Annotated in this window: 17 protein-coding genes and 1 pseudogene; 10 read left to right on the top strand and 8 right to left on the bottom strand. The window is 66.9% G+C overall.

All coding sequences use genetic code 11. The annotated features are described in order from the left end of the window. Positions 1-72 precede the first annotated feature (72 nt). From ABMA10_RS20550 to ABMA10_RS20535, 4 genes are all read left to right on the top strand, one after another. Positions 73-1,089, top strand: a complete 1,017-nt coding sequence (locus ABMA10_RS20550; protein WP_347870479.1) for a LacI family DNA-binding transcriptional regulator — start codon at positions 73-75, stop codon at positions 1,087-1,089. A 112-nt stretch (positions 1,090-1,201) separates the two neighbouring features. Continuing rightward, entirely contained in the window at positions 1,202-2,485 is a 1,284-nt protein-coding gene (locus ABMA10_RS20545) for an ABC transporter substrate-binding protein (RefSeq protein ID WP_347870478.1), read from the top strand. Positions 2,486-2,490: 5 nt separating this feature from the next. Beyond that, positions 2,491-3,414 (top strand): carbohydrate ABC transporter permease, encoded by a 924-nt coding sequence (locus ABMA10_RS20540; protein ID WP_431030962.1) that lies wholly within the window; start codon positions 2,491-2,493, stop codon positions 3,412-3,414. Next, a complete protein-coding gene (locus ABMA10_RS20535) occupies positions 3,401-4,339 on the top strand; it encodes a carbohydrate ABC transporter permease (RefSeq protein ID WP_347870476.1) in 939 nt (312 codons plus the stop codon). Before ABMA10_RS20540 ends, ABMA10_RS20535 begins: the two co-directional genes overlap by 14 nt. On the opposite strand, the gene ABMA10_RS20530 is transcribed toward ABMA10_RS20535, so the two are convergent. Then, a complete protein-coding gene (locus ABMA10_RS20530; protein WP_347870475.1) occupies positions 4,302-5,504 on the bottom strand; it encodes an acyltransferase family protein in 1,203 nt (400 codons plus the stop codon). The two genes, ABMA10_RS20535 and ABMA10_RS20530, sit on opposite strands and share 38 nt — an antisense overlap. A 101-nt stretch (positions 5,505-5,605) precedes the next feature. On the opposite strand from ABMA10_RS20530, the gene ABMA10_RS20525 reads away from it, so the two are divergent. Further along, positions 5,606-7,240 carry a NosD domain-containing protein gene (locus tag ABMA10_RS20525; RefSeq protein ID WP_347870474.1) on the top strand — a complete coding sequence of 545 codons (1,635 nt, stop codon included), beginning with the start codon at positions 5,606-5,608 and terminating at the stop codon, positions 7,238-7,240. 227 nt (positions 7,241-7,467) lie between these two features. On the opposite strand, the gene ABMA10_RS20520 is transcribed toward ABMA10_RS20525, so the two are convergent. The 4 genes from ABMA10_RS20520 to ABMA10_RS20505 form a co-directional block, all read right to left on the bottom strand. Then, positions 7,468-8,118: a GntR family transcriptional regulator gene (locus ABMA10_RS20520; protein WP_347870473.1), complete on the bottom strand. Its 651-nt coding sequence runs from the start codon at positions 8,116-8,118 to the stop codon at positions 7,468-7,470. 119 nt (positions 8,119-8,237) lie between these two features. Beyond that, entirely contained in the window at positions 8,238-9,209 is a 972-nt protein-coding gene (gene speB, locus ABMA10_RS20515; protein WP_347870472.1) for an agmatinase, read from the bottom strand. A 2-nt stretch (positions 9,210-9,211) separates the two neighbouring features. Beyond that, the gene (locus tag ABMA10_RS20510; protein ID WP_347870471.1) at positions 9,212-10,564 is read right to left on the bottom strand and encodes an MFS transporter; all 1,353 of its coding nucleotides are present in this window, start codon (positions 10,562-10,564) and stop codon (positions 9,212-9,214) included. A 74-nt stretch (positions 10,565-10,638) separates the two neighbouring features. Then, the gene (locus ABMA10_RS20505; protein ID WP_431030961.1) at positions 10,639-12,312 is read right to left on the bottom strand and encodes an amidohydrolase; all 1,674 of its coding nucleotides are present in this window, start codon (positions 12,310-12,312) and stop codon (positions 10,639-10,641) included. Positions 12,313-12,550: 238 nt separating this feature from the next. Here ABMA10_RS20505 and ABMA10_RS20500 point away from each other — a divergent pair, with 238 nt between their 5' ends. From ABMA10_RS20500 to ABMA10_RS20490, 3 genes and pseudogenes are all read left to right on the top strand, one after another. After that, positions 12,551-12,901 (top strand): AsnC family transcriptional regulator, encoded by a 351-nt coding sequence (locus ABMA10_RS20500; protein ID WP_431030960.1) that lies wholly within the window; start codon positions 12,551-12,553, stop codon positions 12,899-12,901. Next, positions 12,898-12,942 (top strand): annotated as a pseudogene (locus tag ABMA10_RS20495) (hypothetical protein); the annotation flags it as partial. The gene ABMA10_RS20500 and the pseudogene ABMA10_RS20495, both read left to right, overlap by 4 nt. A gap of 3 nt (positions 12,943-12,945) precedes the next feature. Beyond that, positions 12,946-13,296 carry an Lrp/AsnC ligand binding domain-containing protein gene (locus tag ABMA10_RS20490; protein ID WP_347870468.1) on the top strand — a complete coding sequence of 117 codons (351 nt, stop codon included), beginning with the start codon at positions 12,946-12,948 and terminating at the stop codon, positions 13,294-13,296. 141 nt (positions 13,297-13,437) lie between these two features. Here the strand turns inward: ABMA10_RS20490 and ABMA10_RS20485 are convergent, their stop codons facing one another. From ABMA10_RS20485 to ABMA10_RS20475, 3 genes are all read right to left on the bottom strand, one after another. Beyond that, positions 13,438-14,268, bottom strand: coding sequence for a cytochrome c biogenesis CcdA family protein (locus ABMA10_RS20485; RefSeq protein WP_347870467.1), 831 nt, complete (start codon positions 14,266-14,268; stop codon positions 13,438-13,440). Further along, entirely contained in the window at positions 14,269-15,117 is an 849-nt protein-coding gene (locus ABMA10_RS20480) for a DsbA family protein (RefSeq protein ID WP_347870466.1), read from the bottom strand. Between the two features lie 171 nt (positions 15,118-15,288). Further along, positions 15,289-15,750: a hypothetical protein gene (locus tag ABMA10_RS20475; protein WP_431030959.1), complete on the bottom strand. Its 462-nt coding sequence runs from the start codon at positions 15,748-15,750 to the stop codon at positions 15,289-15,291. 480 nt (positions 15,751-16,230) lie between these two features. On the opposite strand from ABMA10_RS20475, the gene ABMA10_RS20470 reads away from it, so the two are divergent. Together ABMA10_RS20470 and ABMA10_RS20465 are read left to right on the top strand one after the other, a co-directional pair. Beyond that, on the top strand, positions 16,231-16,527 hold the full coding sequence (locus ABMA10_RS20470) for a hypothetical protein (RefSeq protein WP_347870464.1): 297 nt from the start codon (positions 16,231-16,233) through the stop codon (positions 16,525-16,527). A 26-nt stretch (positions 16,528-16,553) separates the two neighbouring features. After that, positions 16,554-16,757 (top strand): hypothetical protein, encoded by a 204-nt coding sequence (locus tag ABMA10_RS20465; RefSeq protein WP_431030958.1) that lies wholly within the window; start codon positions 16,554-16,556, stop codon positions 16,755-16,757. The last annotated feature ends 95 nt before the right edge of the window (positions 16,758-16,852 follow it).

Here is a 16,852-nt window from a genome sequence, read left to right as displayed (position 1 = left end):
CGTCGACAATGCGTCAAGGTCTCGGGGCCAGTCCTAGACTCGATGCAGCCACCCCGTGACGGAAGGAACGCCATGAGCGCGAGGAAGCGGGCCAAACCGTCCCTCTCCGATATCGCCGAGCAGGCGGGGGTCTCGATCTCCACGGTCTCGAAGGTCGCGAACGGTCAGCCTGATGTCGCGGCGACCACGCGATCGCGTGTCGAGAAGTTGCTCACGGAACACAGCTACGTCGCGCCGAAGCGACGTCGGACCGAGTCGCGAGAGTGCATCACGTTCCTCACCCGGACCATGAACTCACCCCTGACGCTCGACGTGCTCCGCGGGGCAGCGGCCGAGGCGCAGGCCTCCGGTGTGGACCTGGTGGTCTCCGTCCATCCGGACGACACGGACCTGCGCTGGATCGACGATCTCGTGGGTGACGCGAGAACGGCGGTGGTCGCCGTGCGGCCGACGCTGAACGATGCCCAGCGGGCTCGCTTCCGCCTGCTCGGCATGCCACTCATCGTCGTGGACCCGTACACGCGGCCCGATGAGGTGTCATACAGTGTCGGCGCCACGAACTGGGCGGGTGGGCTCGAAGCCACGGAACACCTCCTCGCGGCGGGTCACCGGCGGATCGGCATGCTCACCGGCGTTCCCGACACCCAGTCGTCTCTCGCCCGGCAGCACGGCTACCTCGCCGCCCTCGGTGCTCGTGGCGTCCCGGTCGAGTCGGAACTCATTCGCAACGGCGAGTTCTCGTACGAATCGGGCCTCGCAGACGGCGTTGCGCTGCTCGCGCTGCCCGTGCCGCCGACGGCGATCTTCGCGGCGAGTGATTTCCAGGCCGCCGGGGTGATCGAAGCAGCTCGGCGCTCCGGCGTGCGTGTGCCGGAGGACCTCAGCGTGATCGGTTTCGATGATCAGATCGTCGCGCGGATGACCGCTCCCCAGTTGACGAGCGTGAGGCAGCCGTCTGAGGAGATGGGCAAGCAAGCGGTGCGGGTCGCGTGCCAGTTGCTCCTCGGTGAAGAGCCCATGGCGCATCACACCGAGCTGGCGACGACGCTCGTGATGCGCGATTCCGTGGCGGGGCCGGGTTCTCGATAACTATCGAGAATATGCTCTTGCATTATCGGGAATCATCGATACGATGATTCCCGACAGCGGTGAGTGATCGGCACTGAGGTCGTCCTTGACCCCGTACAAAGGAGTACCTGCCATGCCTCAGCGCCCCCGGAGGGTCTCCCTCCTCACCATCCTCGCCATCACGGCGACCTCACTCGTGGGCTGCAGCACGCCAGGCGCCGCGGAAGACGGCGACGTCGATCTGACGATGGCCATCTGGTCGGCGAACGAGGATCACCTCGCCCTGTTCGACGCGATCGCCGACGACTACCTCGCGGATCACGATGAGGTGGACTCGATCACGTTCGAGACGATCACCAACCAGGACTACATCGCGGGCCTCACCACGCGAATGGCCGGGGGCAATGTCCCAGACCTCGCTTGGATCCCCGAAGCGAACGCCCCCGAGTTCATCGAGAGCGGAGTCCTCGCGGACCTCACGGACACCTTCACGGACACCGAGGGCTACGACGTCGAGGACCTGTTGCCGAGCGCGACCGCGCTCTGGGAGAAGGGCGGCGACCTGTACGCCTACCCGTTCTCGAACAGCCCGTTCGCGCTGTACGTCAACCGTGACATCCTCGAGGCTGCCGGGCAGCCGGATGTGGGTGCACTCGTCGGCACGGACGACTACACCTGGGACACCATCGCCGACATCGCCGCGGCCGTCACGGCGTCGACCGGCGACACCGGTCTGGTCATCCCCTCGTTCTCGCCGACCACCTGGGACAACCTGACGCCGCTCTGGGCATCGTGGGGAGCTTCGCCCTGGACCGAGGACGCCGCAAGCTGCACGTTCACCGATCCAGAGATGACCGACTTCCTGTCCTGGTTCCAGGCGCAGACGGCTCGCGGCGCCGTGTCCGCAGTGACGACGGCCGCCCAGAATCCGGTGTTCGCCACGGGTGACGTCGCGTTCAGCGTGGCCCAGCTCAGCGCATCGGGAGCGCTCGACGACACGTTCGGCTGGGACTTCCTTCCGCTGCCGGCCGGCCCCAAGGGCGAGCAGGGTGTGATCGGCCAAGCCGGCATCGGTGTGGTCGCGAAGAGCGCGCACGTGGACGCTGCGACCGACTTCCTGGCGTACTTCACGAACGCCGCGAACTCGGAGAAGCTCGCCACCTACTTCCCGCCATCCCGCGAGTCGCTGCTGAATGTCTCGACACTCTCAGCGGCTGCGCCGAAGCTCAGCGAGGAGCAGATCCAGTCCGCGATCATCGACGTCGTCCCCGATGCGATCGTCAAGTCGTCGAGCCCCGTGTACTCCAAGGTGACGAGCCTCGTGAGCTCGGCGCTTGATCCGGTGTGGTCCGGTGGTGACGTCGGGGACGCGACAGCAGCCGTCTGCGCGGTCGCCCAGCCCGTCCTCGGGCGCTGAGACCCGTGTCGTCCGCAGTCCGCACGCGGGCGGCGACCCGCCCCATCCGGCGGCACCTCGACCGAGGTGACCGCTGGATCGGATTGGCATTCGTCGCCCCGCAGGTGATCGGCGTCCTGGCACTCGGGGTCGTCCCGTTCGTGGCGGTCATCTGGTACAGCCTCAACGAGTGGACTCCTCTGACGGGGAGCTTCGACTTCGTCGGCATCGACAACTACACGCGGCTCTTCGGCGATCAGCGATTCTTCAACTCGCTCCGCTCGAGTTTCCTCTTCGGTGTCGGGATCGTGGTCCTCAACCTCGTTCTGGCCCTCTGCCTCGCACTGCTGCTCAACAACCGGCTGCGCGGCATCTCCACCTTCCGGGCGTTCTTCTTCTCCCCCGTCGTGGTCTCGATCATCGCCTGGTCGATCGTCTGGAACTTCCTCCTGGCACCGGAGGGAGGGGTCAACGGGACGCTCGCGATGTTCGGCATCGACGGCACCGGCTGGCTGACGGATCCGGCGACCGCTCTCGGGTCCGTCGTCGTCATCCAGGTGTTCAAAGGCGTGGGGATGAACATGGTGCTGTTCCTCGCGGCGCTGCAGGGCGTCCCTGGTGAGATCAAGGAAGCGGCGCGGCTGGACGGCGCCGGTCCGGTGCGCCTGTTCTTCGCCGTCACCCTGCCGATGATCTCGCCGACAGTCCTGCTGGCCGGAATCCTCACCACGATCGGTTCGCTCGAAGTCTTCGCTCCGATCCAACTGCTCACCAAGGGCGGACCGGCGGACACCACGCTCGTCCTGCCGTACTTCCTCTACCAGACCGCGTTCCAGCAGCAGGAGTTCGGATACGCCAGTGCCATCGGCGTCGTGCTCTTCATCATCATCCTCGGGCTGACGATGGCGCAGTGGATGTCTCGGAAGAAATGGGTCAATGATGAGAACTGAGTATCCCGAGCCCGACACTGAAACGGTGGACACGGTGCGTGTGGTGCTGCCGAACTCGGCCGCCGCAACCCGCGATTCGGTCGCGTCGCGTCGCCGTAGCCGGATCAACACCTGGGTGCTCTACGCGATCCTCGTCATCGTGTCCATTCCGTTCATCTATCCGACGGTGTGGATGATCTTCAGCGCGTTCAAACCGACCTCGGAGATCTTCTCCCAGCCACCGACGCTCTTGCCGACGAGCTGGACGTTGGACGGGTTCGCGAAGATCTTCACGACCCAGCCGTTCCTCCAGCAGTACGGCAACTCCCTGTACATCGCGGTCATCGTGACCGCAGGGTCCCTCGTGGTGTCGGGTCTCGCCGGTTACGCGTTCGCGCGGATGCGGTTCCCGTTCCGTAATGCGCTCTTCGTCATCCTGCTCGCCTCCATGATGGTGCCGAGCGAAGTGACGATCATCCCGATCTTCACGGCGGTGAACGCGATGGGGCTCACGGACACACACTGGCCGCTCATCCTCATGCCGTTGCTCGGGCCGTCCTCAGTAGTGTCGGTGTTCATCTTCCGGCAGTACTTCCTCTCTTTACCTGGAGAGCTCGAGGAAGCGGCGCGACTCGACGGGTTGGGTCGGGTCGGCATCTTCACGCGCATCGCCTTCCCGTTGGCTCGGCCTGCGATCGCGGCGGTGACGATCCTCACGTTCCTCCGGTCGTTCAACATGTACTTCGAGCCGCTGATCTTCCTCACGACCCCGGCGAAGTTCACGGTCGCGCTCGGCATCACGCGGTACCAGGACGCATACGGCGAACCGTTGTGGACCACGCAGCTCGGTGCGGCGTCGCTCACGGTCATCCCGATCCTCATCGTGTTCCTGCTCGCGCAGAAGCAGTTCATCGAGGGGATCGCAGGGACGGGGTTGAAGGGCTGAGCTTCCTCGGCTGTCGCCGTGCCCCGTGGTGTCCTCCGCTCGATGGGAGGACCTTCGCCGCGACTCGCAGCACGAGTCGCCGACCGGGCTTCTCGATCAGTTCGTGCAGCGCGGCGGAGACGATGAACAGCACGATGAGCGCCGCCATGACCAGCGAGAGCCTCACCAGGAGTGATTCGCCGCCGAAACGTTCGGCCGTCAACACCTGGCCCACGACCATCAGCCCCAGCAAGTGGACCAGGTAGATGCTGAACGCGAGCCGACCGCCGTACTCGACCACCGTGCTGCCGAGCCACGCCACAGCTGGACCGCGAGCGATGGAGAGGAGCGCGATCGTGACCCCACAGAGCGCGACGATGGCGCCCGCCTGCAGCCCACGGACCAGGGGGTCGTCCTGGCCGATCCCGGAGACGACGACGAGTGCCCCGGAGGACAGGAGTCCCAGATACGCGGCGAGACGCGACGGTCGAGCATTCCGCACGAGGCGTTGAACGCACACGCCCACCAGGAAACCGACCGCGACACGGATCGTAGGCACGGGCATGTTGTTCAGTGACGGCCACAGGGCGGCCGAGACCCCCGCCACGGTGAGCAGGGCGGCGCAGACGCCCCAGAGCCCGAACCGACGCTTGGCGGCCCAGACGGCAACGAGGGCGAGCGCGGGGAACAGGATGTACGCGAACCATTCGGCCGAGATCGACCAGGCCGGGATGTTCCACACGAGTGCGTCGCCCCACCAGGCACGGACGAGCAGCAGGTCCGAGAAGAATCCGCCCAGGGTGAACTGGCCGGCCGATCCCATCGGGATCGCCAGCGCGGAAGTCACGAGCACAATGCCACCGAAGATGAGCAGCATGAAGAGATGCAGCGGGTAGATCCGCGCCAAACGCCTCACCATGAAGTCTCGGTAGTCGCGAGGAGTCCGGAGCCGCCCGAAGTACTGGTAGCTGAGGATGAATCCGCTGAGGACGAAGAACAGGTCGACGGCCGCGAAGCCGCCGCGGGTCAACGGATCGAGCACGGCGACTTCGGGTACGAGGGTGGGCAGCCAGAGGCCGGCGTGCGCAAAGACCACCCAGAGCGCGGCGACGATGCGGATACCGGTGAGGGGGCGGATTTCGGGCGCGTCGCGGCGGAGGTGCTCGACCGAGGTTGAGGGAGGCATAGATTCTTCCGGGTATATTCAAGGACGAACTCTAATATACCAGTGTACGTGTTTGTACACGAGGAGCGGGATGCAGCGCGGCAGACGATTCGGGGGAACGAATGGCGAACGAGGACGACCAACAGCCGGCCGACCAGGAGGCGCCGACGAGCGCGAGCGACGGCACCATCGTCCTCGAGGGGCCGGGCATCGACCCGACCGGAGCCGCAGTGTCGACGGCCGCGGTCCAGGCGCTCTTCGCTTCGGCTCCCGAGGGGAGCACGCTGGTCGTGCCGGGAGCTGCGGTCATCGCGCTCGACGCGACGCTCGTCATCGACCGTCGGCTCGCGCTCCGCGGCAGTGGCGAGTTGCGGTGGACCGCCGGGATCGTCTCAGCACCGGCGCTGCGGGTCACGGCCCCACAGACCGCCATCCGGGAGGTCCGGCTCACCAACCCAAACCACCTCGGTTCCGGCACGGGCGCTCGCAACATCGGGATCGACATCCGGGCGAGCGACGTGCTCGTCGACGGCGTGCGGATCGTCGGGTTCCAGAACGGCGTCGTCAACGAGGCGAGCGGCGAGTTCGAGGGGACCATCGTCACCAACTGCCATGTGGTCGATGTCGTCGGCGCAGGCGGGGGCGCAGGTTCTCCTTCGTCCCTCGGGGAGGATCGGGGAGACGGCATCACGATCTGGGGTGCCCGCGCCATCGTCGACGGCAACGTGGTCGCCGCGCTCGCCGGGACCGACGCGCGCATCGGTATCCATGCTGAAGCGCTTCCCGACTTCAAGGTGAACCCGGGCGACTACCCGGACGCGATGTTCTCCGTCATCGGCAACGTCGTGAGCGGGCCGTTCCGTCGGGGTATCGCGTTCGAAGGGGTGTCGCATGCCACAGCGAGCGGCAACACGGTGTCTGACAGCACCTGGTGGGGGATCGCGGCGATCGACACGCGCGAGACCTCGATCTCCGGCAACACTGTGCGGTGGACTCGGACGGCGGAGGACAAGCAGGGTTCCGCATGGGCGCCGGTGCGCGGTCCGATCATGCTGTATCGCGACACACAGGGCGCTGTCGTCACCGGCAATGTCATCGAGATCCGCGGTGAGGCGGTGAGTGCCATCCGACTCGAGGACGCGACGATGCCCACCGGCGACACCTCGATCAGGTACGGAGCGGTCGATGCGGTCGTCTCCGACAACGTGGTGCGGATCAACGGAGGCAGCTGCTCGAGCGGCATCGTGCTGCTGCAGGCCGTCCGACCGCTGGTCATCGGCAACCGGGTAGCGGTCACGGCCGGTGCGGATCGGGTGGGCGGGGTGGTGTCGTATCTCTGCACCGATGCGGTCATCGCCGACAACTCGGTGAGCGGCGTCGATCAGGCGACCGGCGCCGGCATCCGCCATGAGGGTGCGGGCGGGGTGCATGTGAGCGGCAACCAGGTCGCTGCGTTCAAGGTCGGCATCTCGATCGTGAACACGACCGCCGGTATGACGGTCGTCGGGAACACCGTGGCCGGCTGCGCGACCGGCCTCGACACCTACGGCAGTAGCGGCCGGTCGCGGGTCGAGGCGAACCGGTTCACCGTGTCGGGAACGGTGCACGTCAATGCGCAGCCGGCGACGAGCTTCCTGACGACGCGGCACATGGGGACGGCTCGGCCAGCGGGTGGCGGGTCGGGGGACATCCTCGTCGGCAGCGGCCTCCTGTGGGTCAACGATCAGGGCACCTGGCGATCGGTGAAGGTGAGCTGAGCGCTGCTATCGCGGCCGCCGACGGTGGAGGCGAGCTGACCGCGAAGTCGAGTCGCTCATCGTCACGGAGGTCGTCCAGTGAGTACAGCGGCCCCCGGATACCGACGTGCAGGCTCGAGAATCGGCGTCCTCACAGCGTCAGACCACGACGTGTCGATCGCTGCGGGCCCTGCGGCTGGGGCGCGTGCGGCCAACTGCCGGCGCCCTTGTCGCGTGGGCGACGTCAGTTAGTCGGGTTCTGAGAGGCGGAAGGTGTGCTCGATCGCGAGCTCTGCGGCGATCGCGTCACCTGCCGCAAGGGCGTCACGCAGCCGGGTGGTTCCTTCGTCGATCAGTTCCCAGCGCACCTCTGCCACCGCTGCCGTGGACATCATCTGGAACGACAGGGCGTCGAGCATGTCTTTCGTCACGTCGACCAACATTCTGACCGTGCACATGTCCATGACCTGGGTGGCGAATTCCCACGCTCGCGGCATGAACGTGTCCGCGTCACGGTTGGGCAGCTCTGCGATCTGCTTGTCGACGAGGCCGAGCAGAGTCTTCGTTTGGGCTGGGGTGAGGGTTGGGACGGTGACGCGGACGATGCCGCCGAGCATCGCCCCGATGGTCTGCTGTACTTCGGTGCGTCTCGCGGGGTCAGGCAAGGCAACTCGGGTGTAGCGCTGTGCAGCCATCTCGACCAGACCGATGCGTTGGAGATCGTTGAGGCCTTCGCGGATGGGGGTGCGGGACATCCCGAGCCATTCCTGAAGCTCTGCGTCGTTGAGATGTTCACCGGGCAGGAGTGTGCCGTCGAAGATCGCGGCTCGGATACGGTCTGCGGCGACGTCGCGCAATGATCGACGTCCGAGGGCCGGCTGCGAGCTCGGTACGGGCATTTCATGCTCCTTCGCAAATCAGAGACGCTACCCCACGCGAGGCTAGAGGAGCTGTCCAAGAGTATCGCCGAACGACCAGGGCACCTGGAGATCGGTGCAGGTGGGTCGAGTATCGACGATCAGCGCGGAGCCATCGCCGACAGGATCTCGTAGACGACGTGGGAGGCCGCGATGGCGGTGAGCTGGGCATGGTCGTAGGCGGGGCAGACCTCGACCACGTCCGCTCCGACGAGACGGGAGCCTGCCAGCGCGCGAATCATCGCGAGCAACTCCCGGCTGGTGAGTCCGCCGGCCTCCGGTGTGCCGGTGCCCGGCGCGTGAGCGGGGTCGAGCACATCGATGTCGACAGAGAGGTACACGGGTCGATCACCGAGGCGGGCGAGCATCCGCTCGATCGCCCGGGCCAGCCCCTCGGTCTCCACGTCGATGCTCGAGATGACCGCGAAGCCGAGTCGCTCATCGTCACGGAGGTCGTCCCGTGAGTACAGGGGCCCCCGGATGCCGACGTGGAGGCTCGCCTCCAGATCGATGAGGCCCTCCTCGGACGCCCGCCGGAACGGGGTGCCGTGGGTGATCGGGGCGCCGAAGTAGGTGTCCCACGTGTCCAGATGGGCGTCGAAGTGCAGGACCGCGACCGGGCCGTGCTGTTTCGCGATGTTCCGCAGCAGGGGGAGCGCGATCGTGTGGTCGCCGCCGATCGTTACGAGCCGCGTGCCGTCGGCGGTCAGTTCGGCGGCTGCATCCTCCACCTGGCGCACAGCCTCGTCGAGGTCGAACGGGTTGATCGCGATGTCGCCTGCGTCGGCGACCTGCTGCGCGCCGAACGGCTCGACGTCCTGCGCCGGGTTGTACGGACGGAGCAGGCGCGAGGCCTCCCGGACATGCGCCGGACCGAACCGAGCGCCCGGACGGTAGCTCACGCCGCCGTCGAACGGAGCACCCACCACGGCGACGTCCGCGCGCGGAACGTCCTCCAGCCGGGGGAGCCTCGCGAAGGTCGCGATGCCGGCGAAGCGGGGCACGAGACTCGCATCGACAGGGCCGACGGGCTTCACCGTCTCGGACTCGGTGCCGCCTGAACGCTCACCCATCCTCAGTTCCGTCCGTCGAGGGTCGCCGGTTCGAGGACCGTCTGTCCGTCCGCCTCATCGACGTACTGCGGGGCGATGATGAGGCAGACGAGGCTCAGCGCACACATCCCGACGAGCAACAGGATGACGGGCAGGATGCTGCCGGTCGCCTGGAACATGAGCGTCGACACGAGCGGTGACAGGCCGCCGAAGATCGCACCCGAGAACTGGTACGCGAGCGAGATCGACGTGTACCTGGCCTGCGGGCGGAACATCTGCGAGAGGACCGTGGCGATCGGGCCGTAGGTGGCGGTCATCGCGAGGCGCATGGCGATGAAGATCAGGAAGATCAGCGGGATGCTCCCGCTGCTGAGCAGCAGGAACTGCGGGGCGGCGAGGGCTGCGACGCCGATGAGTCCGATGCCCACCACGCGTTTGCGGCCGAACCGGTCGCCGAGCCAGGCTGCGCCGAGGGTCACGACGAGCTCCACGAGCGCGGCGACGCTGAGCGCGTTGAGTACGACACTCTCCGACAGCCCGACGCTCGGGTCGGTCGCATACGCCGTCGCGAAGGTGGTGACGAGGTAGTAGCCGCCGATCGCGACGGGCAGGACGCAGATGCCGAGGAGGATGCTGGCCCAGTTCGTCCGGATCGCGTAGAGGAGCGGTACGGGCTGGTCCTTCGCCGAGACCGTCTTGACGCTCTCGGTGAACACCGGCGACTCCTCGACCTTCATGCGGACGATGAGGCCGACGACGATCAGCACGGCCGAGGCGAAGAACGGGATCCTCCACCCCCACTCGAGCATGAACTCGGTGCCCTGGAGGGAGATGAGACTGAAGAGTCCGGTGGCGAGGAGAGCGCCCGCCGGGTTGCCGGCCTGCGCGAAGCCGCCGTAGAAGGTCTTCTTGTCGGCCGGTGCATGCTCGACGGCCATGAGGACCGCTCCGCCCCACTCGCCGCCGACGGCCAAGCCCTGCACGAAACGGAGGACGACGAGGAGCACGGGTGCCCAGGCGCCGATCGACGCATAGCCGGGAAGGCAGCCGACGAGGAACGTCGCGGCTCCCATCATCGTGAGCGTGACGACGAGCGCGGTCTTCCGTCCGATGCGGTCACCGATGTGTCCGAAGATGATGCCGCCGATCGGGCGGGCGAAGAACCCCACGGCATAGGTCGCGAACGCCGCCGCAATGCCGGTGAGGCGGTCGGTCGACTCGGGGAAGAAGACGGTGCCGAAGACGAGGCTGGCCGCCGTGGCGTAGACATAGAAGTCGTACCACTCGATGGTGGTGCCGACGAAGGCGGCGAAACCGGCCTTTCTGGCGCGGGCGGTCTGGGCCTGTCGGGTCTCGGTGCGGGGATCGTGCGTCATTGCTGGTCCTCCTGGGGCGGGGCTGCGAACGGTGGGGGTGTCGTGCGGGTGTGCGGACTTCGGGGACCGGACGATCAGTCCGCGATCCGATACTGACGGATGCCGTCGACCCACGTCTCGTGGACACGGATCGAGGCGATGGTCGAGGGTTCGGCGGTGAGCGGGTCGCTCCCGAGCAGCGCGAAGTCGGCGCGCTTGCCCGGTGTGATGGATCCGAGCTCGTCCTCGCGGCCGAGGGCGATCGCGCCGTGCAGGGTGTGGCCGAGCAGTGCATCGCGAGCGCTGATACGGAGTGCGTCGGAGCCGAGCTGGTGACCGCGGCGCGTGATGCGCGTGACGGCGGCCTGGATCGCTTCGAGCGGCTTCGGTTCGGCGACCGGAGCGTCAGAGCTCAGGGTCACGGGGACACCGGCCTCGATGAACTCGCCGAGCGGGTTGAAGCGCTCGCCGGGTGTGCCGACGGCGTCGGTGACACCCTCACCCCAGTTGTAGTAGTGCTGCGGCTGGTTCACCGGGTGGATGCCGAGCTCTCGCATCTGGACGATCTGCTCCTCGCTCGGCAGGCCGCAGTGCTCGATGCGGTGCCGCGCGTCGGACGACGGCGTGGCCTCCTGGGCGGCGCGGATCGCATCGATGACCATCGCGATGGCCGTCGGCGACTGCGCGTGCGTCGCGGTCTGCAGGCCGGCGGCGTGGGCGTGCGCGATGAGCTCGGCGTAGTCGGCCGGGTCGTGATAGAGCTGACCGGTCCGGCAGGGGTCGCCGACGTAGCCGTCGGGGAAGTAGGCGGTCCAGCCGCCGAGCGTGCCGTCGGCGTAGAACTTGATGCCGCCGAAGGACAGGTGGGCGTTGCCGAACGCGCCGTGGAGTCCCATCTCCAGTGCCTGGTCGAGCAGGTGGGAGAGCAGGTACATGCTGACGCGGGTGCGCAGCTCACCCTGCTCGGCGAGGCGGAGGTACATGTCGAACTCGCGTCGTGTCACCTGGGCGTCGCCGATGGTGGTCACGCCGCCCTCGAGGAAGCGGTCCTGGGCGACACGCAGCTGCCGCAGGTGCTCCTCCGGCTCGTCCTGGAGGTGGAAGTTGGGGCCGTGGTGGCCGATCTTCACGCCGCTGACGCCCGTGAGGATGTTGCAGGCGGCGTCGGACAGCTCGCCGGTCAGCTCGCCGTCGCCGTCGCGGAAGAACACGCCGCCGTCCGGGTCCGGGGTCTCACGAGTGACGCCGGCGGCTGCCAGGGTGTGGCTGTTGACGACACCGCCATGACCGCTCGCGTTCATCAGGTAGACCTCGCGGTCGCGGCTCACCTCGTCGAGTTCCTCGCGGGTCGGGTGTCGCTGCTCCACGAGGTTGCGGTGCTCGTAGCCGTACCCGCGGATGGGCTGACCGGCAGGGGTCCGCTCGGTCGCCTCGCGGAGGAGCGCGACGATCTCGGGGATGCTCGACGCCCGCTCGGGGCCGCAGTCCACCCAGCTGAGCATCTGCCCGTACATGAGCGGGTGCGCGTGCGGGTCGACGAAGCCGGGGACGAGGACGCCGTCGAGGTCTCGGACTTCGGGGGGCTCGCCGCTCAGGCGGGCGGCTGCCGTGGTGCATTCCTCGATCGAGCCGACTGCGGCGATGCGCGAACCGTAGACGAGGACAGCGTCACCCACGACGGCGTCGTCGAGCGTGTGGATGGCGGTGGGGACGAGGATGAGGGGACGGCTGTCGAGCACGGATCGCTCGTTGTCGTGTAGCTTGCGCATGGGTGCTCCTGGTGGCTTGCGTGCCGCATCATCGCGGCGGTGGCTGATGGGCAAGGTACGCGCTTCGTGGCAGCTGCGCAAACACATCGACGGCGTACAGGTCCACGACGCGATCGATGTGCCGTGAACTCCGCCAGATCATAAGAAATCACGTCTTCCCTGGCTCCCTGACCGTCGATAGGCGACACTGGAGCAGCAGAAGATTTTTCCGACCGATTCCTGCTCGAGGAGCCGCGCGATGCCCGATCTCGATGAACGCCTGCTCGAACTGTTGCAGCACGACGGCCGGGCGAGCTACAGCGAACTGGCCTCAGCGGCTTCCGTGAGCAGAGCCGCGGTCGCCACCCGGTTGAACACCTTGATCGGGACGAGCGCAGTCCGGGTCGTCGCAGCAGTGCACCCCGAGTTCCTCGGGCTCCAGGCGTACGCGCACGTGTCGATCCACACGGCAGGCCCGGCCGGTGACACCATCCCGGCGCTCGTCGCCCTGCCCGCTGCCGTGTTCGTCTCGGCGGTGAGCGGTGAGCACGATCTGGTCGTGGAACTCCGGCTCCCGGATCAGCGCGAGCTGTACGCGACGGTCGCCTGAGCTACCGCGAACTCGCCGACCGCGTCGGCCTCTCGGCCAGCGCGGTGCGCAGTCGGGTCACGGCGCTCGTCGAACAGCAGGTCGTGCGGATCGGCCCGGTGTTGAACCGACGGCTGCGCAGCGCGAAGGCCGCGGCCGGCGTCGGGATCAACATCGACGGTGAGGGGGCACGGGCGATCGCAGGGCTGCGCGCGATGCAGGGCGTCGAGTTCATCGCCAGGACCATCGGCCGCTTCGACCTCGTCGCCACGATCTCGGCCGATTCCGCGCTCGGTCTGCACGACGTCATCGACTCACTGAAGGCACTCGACGACGTCGTCCGACTGGACACCTGGGTCCACCTCGAGGTCGTCAAGGAACGCTACGAGTGGCCGCTGCCGTCGCCTGCCGGGTAGCGCGGGGCGAAGAACGGCGTATCGACGAGCTCGGTGGGGTTGGCGACCACGAGGTACACGGCAAGTGCGCCGACGGCAGTGATCAGCCATCGGCGCGCCGTCCAGGGGCGATGAGCCCTCCGAGGCGTTCGGCCGACATGCTCACGCGTCCTCCTTCTCGCGACGCAGATGTGAGACTCGCAGAGCGTAGACGCCGGCCGCGATGGCGAGCACGACGATGGCGCCGACCCCGAACCACAGGTTCGACACGCCCGAGGACGATTGCACGACCCAGGACTCGGTCGCGTACTGCGCGTCGATCGTGAGGATACCTCCGAGCGAGGCCGTGCCCTGGGTCAGGATCAGGAGCGCACCGATCGCGATCGACAGCGCACCGGACACGACCATCCAGATCGAGTTCTCCCATCGGCCGATCCGGAATCGTCTCGGCCGCATCCAGGATCTCGTCCCCAGCTGGAATCTGCTCCAGACGAGCGACAGGAGACCGAGCGGCACAGCCATGCCGAGTGCGAAGATCGCGAGCATGATGCCGCCGTAGAGCGGATTCGCGCCAGCCGCCGCGACGGTCAGGACCGATCCGAGGATGGGCCCGGCGCAGACTCCTGCGACCCCGTAGACCGAGCCGAGGACGAACACGGAGACGGCGGACGTTCCTTCGCCACCCGTTCCGCGGCGGATCCAGGGAATGTCGATCCCGATGATCTGGATCATGCCGATCACCATCACGATGACGGCGGCGACGGTCACGAGGACGGTGCGGTTCTGCGTGACGAGCGAGCCCAGGACGCCGGCGAGGAGGCCGAGTGGCACGAGTGTGACGAGCAGGCCTGCGTAGAAGAGTGCCGTGCGGCTGAGGAGCTTGGTGGGACTCGCGAACGCGTACGCGAAGAACGCGGGGAGGAGCATGACCGAGCAGGGGCTCAGGAGTGTGAGGATGCCTCCGAGGAAGGCTCCCGCGTAGCCGATGTCCACTTAGTCCACCGTCGCTTCCCGGTCGGCTTTGGCGAGCTCCTCGTCGATGACCTTGAGGAACGCGTCGAGTGGCTGGGCGCCGGCGATCGGCGTCTCGTTCACCAGGAAGACCGGTGTGCTGGCGATGCCGATGTTCGTGCCCTCGACATTGTCCGCTCGCACGCGTTCGGCGAGTTCCGGGCTGGCGAGGTCCTTCGTGAAACGTTCGATGTCGGGGACGCCGACCTGTCGGGCGAACTCGATGAGCTTCTCGTTCGGGAGTTCCGGGTGGCCTCGTTCCGGCGCTGCTGCGAACAGCGCCGTGTGGTACTCCCAGAACATGCCCTGTTCGCCCGCTGCTCGCGCTGCGACAGCGGCTCCGATGGACTGTTCGCCGAAGATGGGCATGTCTCGCCATTCGAAGCGGACTGTGCCCTTGTCGATGTAGTCCTTGACGATCGTCGGAAGGGTGTCTCGGTCGAAGACGCCGCAGAACGGGCATCGGTAATCGGCGAACTCGACGATGACGACCGGTGCGTCGACGGCGCCCTGCGCGGTGACGTCGTCCGGGATGCGCCTGGCCAGGTCGAACGTCGGATTCGCCGTGTCCGAAGTCGTGCCGCCGGCAGTGCCGTTGTTGCCGGCGTCACCCTGTGGCTGTCCCGCGATGATCGCGACGACGATGAGGGCTGCGACGCCGATGAGCGAAGCCCACACGAGTTTGATGCGGTTGCTGGGTGCCACGGTGCTGGTGGAGCGTTTCCGTGGTGCCGTTCGTGAACGATTCTGCTTGGTTGTGGTGGCCTGCTTGGTTGAGTCGGCCTTGTTGTTGCCGTTGCTCGATGCGGATGGGTGGGTGCGTTTGGTCATGGTGGTGCTGGATCTCTCGATGCGTCGATCGTCGCCGGCTCGACAGGGCGCACACATGCATCGTGTGAGGTCCTGGAGCCGTCGATCTGAACTGATGGGGCGGGTGTGAGGGGCCACATCACGCCGCATGCTCCGCTTGGTGCGATGCGCGCGTGGGTGGCGTCCCGTCCGTCACGTTCGTGAGATGCAGAGTTCCTGAGGTGTCGGTGAGGAGATGTGGTCGCTCAGCCGTCGAGGAGTCGTGTCGCCCGAGGTCGATGCGGTCACGGTCTCGACGGTCGACGCGGCCGACGCTGTCACGTCCCACAGTTGGGCAGTGCGCACGACGTCCGGTTCAGTCGCCGGTGCGTTGTCGCGTCCGTCGCAGCCGGGGACGCCGAGCTGATTGTCGGTCGGCGCCGACGGGCTCGCGATCCGGGCGGTGCGCGTGTGAACTGCTGAGCCGTCGGCCGATGAGGCCTGCGCGATGTCTGTCGCAACCGACTCGCTGCTGCTCGCGGCCGTGCCGACAGACGCCGGTATGGAAGCACACTGCTGTCCGATCGCGCTCAGCACGAGCAGGAGGATCAGAGCTATCGCTGCGACCAGAGGAGTGGATGCAGGAAGCGGTCTCCGGAGAGTTCCGTGTCGCATGTTCACCCCGATGACTGGTTGGGTCGTTAGGTCGTTTCAACTGGGATGAAGCATAGGCGACGGTCGCGGGGGCTTCCTGAGTGCTGTTGTCGTGGTCGAGGTGCCCGCGTCGTAGCTCCAGCTCAGCTCGCCTGTCGCGCGAGCGTCTGCGCGAGGCTCCGCTCGAGCAAGGTCCGCAGGACCTGTCGGCCGACCCGCGCCAGTCGCGTCAGACCGATGCGACGCGTGCGAGGCCTGGCGCGAGCACCAGCGGCGAAATCCGGCCGGTGGTCGGTCAAGTGTGTGCGGACGGGCTGGGGGAGAAGTATGCCGTTGGGCGGGCGGATCGCGAACCGATCGCCGTCGCCCTGCCCCGACGGAGACACTTCTCGTTGTTCAGGAGGTCGGCTTCGGCGATCAGCGCAACCGCGATCGCGCACTGACCACGTCCCCCTTAAGACGGATAGTTTCTGAAATTTCACACACTTAGATTAAAGCCCGATGGAGGCAACGGCCTTCATCTGGAACCGAAAGGTCGAATCGATGAAGATTCAATATCGCAAGTCCCTCATGGGTACGTTGACCGGCGCTGCAATCGTGGCGCTCGTTCTAACGGGCGGGGGCGCGCACGCAGCGCCGAGGCCTCAGCTCGCCGACGATCTCAGCCCCAGCCAACAGCTTGAGCTCGACTACAGCGAGCAAGCGGCGGCAGGCCTCGTCTCCATGTGCTCAGCGAACGGGAACGGCTTTGTTCTGCATCAGGTGTGGACCGGTCAGTCGTGGTGTACCGGGCCGTGAGACAGGTGATCGCGAGGAACGGGGTATTGAGCACGGTTCTCCTCGCTGCGCTCGGGTGCGCCCTCCTTGTCGAGATTGCCGTCTTCGTCCTCGCCGTCACGGGCAACGCCGAGTGGTTCTACACCAGTCAGGTCTACCTGCCACTCAGCACGAGCGTGACCGTTCTGCTCATCTTGGGGGGGCTGGGCGGCTGCGGCCCAGCACCGCAAGCAATCGAATCGGGCTCATGAGCAAGGTCGGAAAATGTAGAAGACCGCCCTGCGATGCGAAGGCCCCCCGCCGAATGCGACGGGCAGCCTTCGCGAGTGCGAACGGGGATTTTCGC

Source organism: Plantibacter sp. RU18, assembly GCF_050613355.1.
Classification (GTDB): domain Bacteria; phylum Actinomycetota; class Actinomycetes; order Actinomycetales; family Microbacteriaceae; genus Plantibacter.
The sequence above is the reverse complement of the archived record's forward strand: the minus strand, read 5'-3'. Positions and strand labels throughout refer to the sequence as shown.